The following is a 5,411-nucleotide window of genomic DNA, read 5'->3' as shown; positions in this document are numbered from 1 at the left end:
TCGTGGTCGACGCCCTGGCCGAAGACCGCTACGTGGTCGCCCCCGACTGGCGCGGCTTCGGCCTCACCGAAACGCCGAACGAAGACAGCTACTGGTTCGCCGACTACCTGGGCGACCTCGACGCTCTCGTCGACCACGTGCTCAAGCCCTTCCCCGAACTCACGCAGATCGACCTGCTGGGCCACAGCATGGGCGGCAACGTGGTGATGATCTACGGCGGCGTGCGGCCGGCGCGCATCCGCCGGCTGGTCAACCTCGAAGGCTTCGGCATGCCGGCGACCATTCCATCGCTCGCGCCCAAGCGCTACGCGATGTGGCTGGACGAGTTGAAGCAGCCGGTGGAGATCCGCCCCTACAAGAGCCTGGAGGCGGTGGCCGAGCGCCTGCGCAAGAACAACCCGCTGCTGCCGGCCGACCGCGCCGCCTGGCTGGCCGCCCATTGGGCCCGGCAAGACGAGCACGGCCTGTGGCAGATCCAGGGCGACCCGGCGCACAAGCGCAGCAACCCGCTGCTCTACCAGCGTGACGAGGTGCTGGCCTGCTGGAAGCTGATCACGGCCCCCGTGTTGTGGGTCGAAGGCGACCAGACCGACACCGGCAAGTGGTGGGGCGGCCGCTACAGCAAGGCCGAGTTCCACGAGCGCCTGAAGACCGTGGCCCGCTACGAGACGCACATGCTCTCACCCGCCGGCCACATGCTGCACCACGACCAGCCCGAGGCGCTGGCCCGGCGGCTGGAGTCCTTTCTGGGGGCTTGACCAGCGCCCGCGTGAAATAATGGCGGGCTTCAAAGAATGGACCCCCATCATGGACGTCGAACACATCAATGCCATTGGCAACTCCCTGGCCGACCTGACGAAGCGCACGGTCGACCTTCGGGGGTATCTTTGACTACGACCGCAAAGCTCTCAGGCTGAACGAAGTCAACGCCGCGCTGGAGAACCCCAAGGTCTGGGACGAGCCCAAGCGCGCGCAGGAGCTGGGGCGCGAGAAGCGCACGCTGGAGACGGTGGTCGAGACCATCAACCACCTCACCAGCAACCTGGCCGACAACACCGAGCTCTACGACATGGCCAAGGAAGAGGGCGACGAAGCCTCGCTCCAGGCGATCGAGGCCGAAACCGCCAAGCTCGAGACCACCGTCAAGGAACTCGAGTTCCGCCGGATGTTCAACAACCCGGCCGACCCGAGCAACTGCTTCATCGACATCCAGGCCGGCGCCGGCGGCACCGAGGCCTGCGACTGGGCCGGCATGCTGCTGCGCCAGTACCTGAAGTACTGCGAGCGCAAGGGCTTCAAGGCCACGCTGGAAGACGAAACCGCGGGCGACGTGGCCGGCATCAAGAGCGCCACCATCAAGGTGGAAGGCGACTACGCCTTCGGCCTGCTGCGCACCGAGACCGGCGTGCACCGACTGGTGCGCAAGAGCCCGTTCGATTCGGCGGGCGGCCGCCACACGAGCTTTGCCTCGCTGTTCGTCTACCCCGAGGTCGATGACTCGATCGAGATCGAGATCAACCCGTCGGACGTGCGCACCGACACCTTCCGCGCCAGCGGCGCCGGCGGCCAGCACATCAACAAGACCGACTCGGCGGTGCGGCTCACGCACATCCCGACCGGCATCGTGGTGCAGTGCCAGGACGGGCGCAGCCAGCACAGCAACCGCGACGTGGCCTGGAAGCGCCTGCGCTCGCGCCTGTACGACCACGAGATGCGCAAGCGCCTCGAAGAGCAGCAAAAGCTCGAAGACACCAAGACCGACGTGGGCTGGGGCCACCAGATCCGCTCGTACGTGCTGGACCAGAGCCGCATCAAGGACCTGCGTACCAACGTGGAAATCTCCAACACCCAGAAGGTGCTGGACGGCGACCTCGACACCTTCATCGAGGCCAGCCTCAAACAAGGCGTCTAAGAAGACATCTCACAAGGAGCCAAGAGCATGCGTGAAGGCACTGCCACCCTGATCCGCCGCGAGGACTACGCCGCACCGGCGTTCTGGATCAAGACCGTCGATCTGACCTTCGACCTCGACCCGATCAAGACGTTGGTCATCAACCGGATGACGATGGAGCGCAACACGGCCGTGCCGTCGCAGCCGCTCAAGCTGCACGGGGAAGACATCACGCTGACGCGGGTGCTCGTCAACAACGAGTCGGTGTCGTTCCGCCACGAAGACGGCATGCTGGTGATCGACAGCCTGCAAGACGTGCCGCCCGGCCCCTTCACGCTGGAGATCCGCAACACCTGCGCGCCGGAAAAGAACACCCAGCTGTCGGGCCTGTACACCTCGGGCGGCGGCTTCTTCACGCAGTGCGAGGCCGAGGGCTTTCGCCGCATCACCTACTTCCTCGACCGGCCGGATGTGATGGCGGTGTACACCGTCACGCTGCGCGCGGCCAAGCAACAGTACCCGGTGCTGCTGTCCAACGGCAACCTGATCGAGCAAGGCGACATGATGGCCGGCGTGTACGGCCCGCGCCACTTCGCCAAGTGGCACGACCCTTTCCCCAAGCCGAGCTACCTGTTCGCGCTCGTCGCAGCCGACCTGGTGGCGCGCGAGCAGCACATCCGCACCCGCTCTGGCAAGGACCACCTGCTGCAGGTGTACGTGCGCCGCGGCGACCTCGAGAAGACCGAGCACGCGATGAACTCGCTGATCGCCAGCGTGGTGTGGGACGAGGCCCGCTTCAAGCTGCCGCTCGACCTGGAACGCTTCATGATCGTCGCCGTGGGCGACTTCAACATGGGCGCCATGGAGAACAAGGGCCTGAACATCTTCAACACGAAGTTCGTTCTGGCCAACCCGGCCACCGCCACCGACGTCGACTACGCCGGCATCGAGAGCGTGGTCGGCCACGAGTACTTCCACAACTGGACGGGCAACCGCATCACCTGCCGCGACTGGTTCCAGCTCAGTCTGAAGGAAGGTCTCACCGTCTTCCGCGACCAGGAGTTCAGCATGGACATGGCCGGCACGCCCACCGCGCGTGCCGTCAAGCGCATCGAGGACGTGCGCACGCTGCGCCAGGTGCAGTTCCCTGAAGACGCCGGTGCCATGGCCCACCCGGTGCGGCCCGACAGCTACGTCGAGATCAACAACTTCTACACCGCCACCGTCTACGAGAAGGGCGCCGAAGTCGTGCGCATGATGCAGACACTGGTGGGGCGCGAAGGCTTCGCGCGCGGCATCACGCTTTACTTCAGCCGCTTCGACGGCCAGGCCGTGACCTGCGACGACTTCGCACAGGCCATCGCCGACGCCAACCCCGACAGCGCGCTCGCCAAGCAGCTGCCCCAGTTCAAGCGCTGGTATTCCCAGGCCGGCACGCCGCGCGTGAGCGCGCGTGGCCGCTACGACGCGCCTTCGCGCACCTACACGCTGGGCATCGAGCAGACCGCCCTGCCCTCGCCCGGCCAGCCGTCCAAGCAGGCCTACGTGATCCCGCTGGCCATGGGCCTGGTGAGCCGTGATGGCCAGGCCCTGCCGCTGCAGCTCGAAGGTGAGGACCAGCCCGTGGGCACCGAGCGCGTGCTGGTGCTCAACGAGGCGCGCAGCTTCTTCACCTTCATCAACGTCGACGTGGAGCCCGTGCCTTCGCTGCTGCGCGGCTTCTCGGCTCCCGTGGTGCTGGCCGATCACCTCGCCGACGCCGACTTGCTGACCCTGTTGCAACATGACAGCGACGCCTTCAACCGCTGGGAGGCCGGCCAGCGCCTGGCGCTGAACCGCCTGCTCGCCGCCATCAAGGACGGCGGCCCGCTGCAGCTCGACAGCCCTTTCATCGAAGCCATGCGCGGCCTGCTGCGCGACCCGGGCCTCGATGCGGCATTCAAGGAACTGGCGCTCACGCTGCCGAGCGAGGTCTACCTCGCCGAGCAGCTCAACCCGGTCGACCCGCAGCGCATCCACGAAGTCCGCGAAGCCATGCTGATGCAGCTCGCGCACGCCTTGCGCGACGACTGGGCCTGGGCCTTCGAGGCACACCAGGTCCAGGGTGGCTACTCGCCCGACCCGGTGTCATCGGGCCGCCGCGCGCTGGCCAACCTCGCACTGGCCATGCTCTGCCGCGATGCCAGCACCCGCGGCGACGCGGTGTGGCCGGGCCGCGCCTACGAGCGCTTCAAGGACGCCGGCAACATGACCGACCGCCTGGGCGCGCTCACGGCGCTCGCGCATTCGCACTCCGAGCTGGCCGAGCTGGCACTGCAGCGCTTCCACGCGCTGTTCAAGGACGAGGCGCTGGTCATCGACAAGTGGTTCACGCTGCAGGCCACCACACCCGAGAAAGACGGCAAGGTGTTCGCCCGCGCCAAGCAGTTGCTCAAGCACCCCGACTTCTCGCTCAAGAACCCCAACCGCGCGCGCAGCCTGATCGCCGCGCTGTGCATGGGCAACCCGGCCGCCTTCCACCGCAGCGATGCGGCGGGCTACGTGTTCTGGGCCGACCGCATCCTCGAACTCGACAGCATCAACCCGCAACTGGCCGCGCGCCTGGCCCGCGTGATGGACCGCTGGAGCCAGCTCGCCGAGCCCTACCGCTCGGCTGCCGGCGAGGCGCTCAAGCGCGTCGCCGCCAAGCCCGATCTCTCGAACGACGTGGCCGAGATCATCCAGCGCGCGCTACAACAGGAATCCACATGAAGGAGTCGACATGAGCCGGCGCATCAGCCTCACCCAGTACCTGGTCGAACAGCAGCGCCAGCACGGCCACATCCCGGCGCAGCTGCGACTGCTGATCGAGGTCGTGGCGCGCGCCTGCAAGCGCATCAGCATCAGCGTCAACAAGGGTGCGCTGGGTGACGTGCTCGGCACGGCCGGCAGCGAGAACGTGCAGGGCGAGGTGCAGAAGAAGCTCGACATCATCGCCAACGAGGTGCTGATCGAGGCCAACGAATGGGGCGGCGCGCTCGCTGCCATGGCCAGCGAGGAGATGGAAGGCATCTACGTGGTGCCCAACCGCTACCCGCAGGGCGAGTACCTGCTGCTGTTCGACCCTCTCGACGGCTCCAGCAACATCGATGTCAACGTGAGCATCGGCACCATCTTCTCGGTGCTCAAGAAGCCCGACGGCCATGAAGGCGTGAGCGAGGCCGACTTCCTGCAGGCCGGTGCCCAGCAGGTGGCCGCCGGCTACTGCGTCTACGGCCCGCAGACCACGCTGGTGCTGACGGTGGGCGACGGCGTCACCATGTTCACGCTCGATCGCGAGCAAGGTTCCTGGGTGCTCACGCAAGACGGCGTGAAGATCCCCGAAGACACCAAGGAGTTTGCGATCAACATGAGCAACATGCGCCACTGGGCCCCGCCCATGCGCAAGTACATCGACGAATGCCTGGCCGGCAAGACCGGGCCGCGCGGCAAGGACTTCAACATGCGCTGGATCGCCAGCATGGTGGCCGACGTGCACCGC

Annotated in this window: 4 protein-coding genes; all 4 read left to right on the top strand. The window is 66.7% G+C overall.

Annotated elements, in window-relative coordinates; translation table 11 throughout:
• The coding region (locus tag VFL64_RS09405; protein ID WP_489540120.1) for an alpha/beta fold hydrolase at positions 1–758 on the top strand (758 nt) is incomplete at its 5' end.
• Between the two features lie 49 nt (positions 759–807).
• A protein-coding gene (prfB, locus tag VFL64_RS09400; RefSeq protein WP_489540119.1) for a peptide chain release factor 2 occupies positions 808–1,912 on the top strand; the annotation gives its coding sequence in 2 pieces (ribosomal slippage) (positions 808–888 and positions 890–1,912; 1,104 coding nt in all).
• Positions 1,913–1,939: 27 nt separating this feature from the next.
• The gene (gene pepN, locus VFL64_RS09395) at positions 1,940–4,642 is read left to right on the top strand and encodes an aminopeptidase N (protein ID WP_489540118.1); all 2,703 of its coding nucleotides are present in this window, start codon (positions 1,940–1,942) and stop codon (positions 4,640–4,642) included.
• Positions 4,643–4,652: 10 nt separating this feature from the next.
• Positions 4,653–5,411, top strand: a 759-nt coding sequence (locus tag VFL64_RS09390; RefSeq protein WP_489540117.1) for a class 1 fructose-bisphosphatase, incomplete at its 3' end; no start/stop codon positions are given.

The organism is Rhizobacter sp. (genome assembly GCF_035702065.1).
Classification (GTDB): domain Bacteria; phylum Pseudomonadota; class Gammaproteobacteria; order Burkholderiales; family Burkholderiaceae_C; genus Rhizobacter.
The sequence above is the reverse complement of the archived record's forward strand: the minus strand, read 5'-3'. Positions and strand labels throughout refer to the sequence as shown.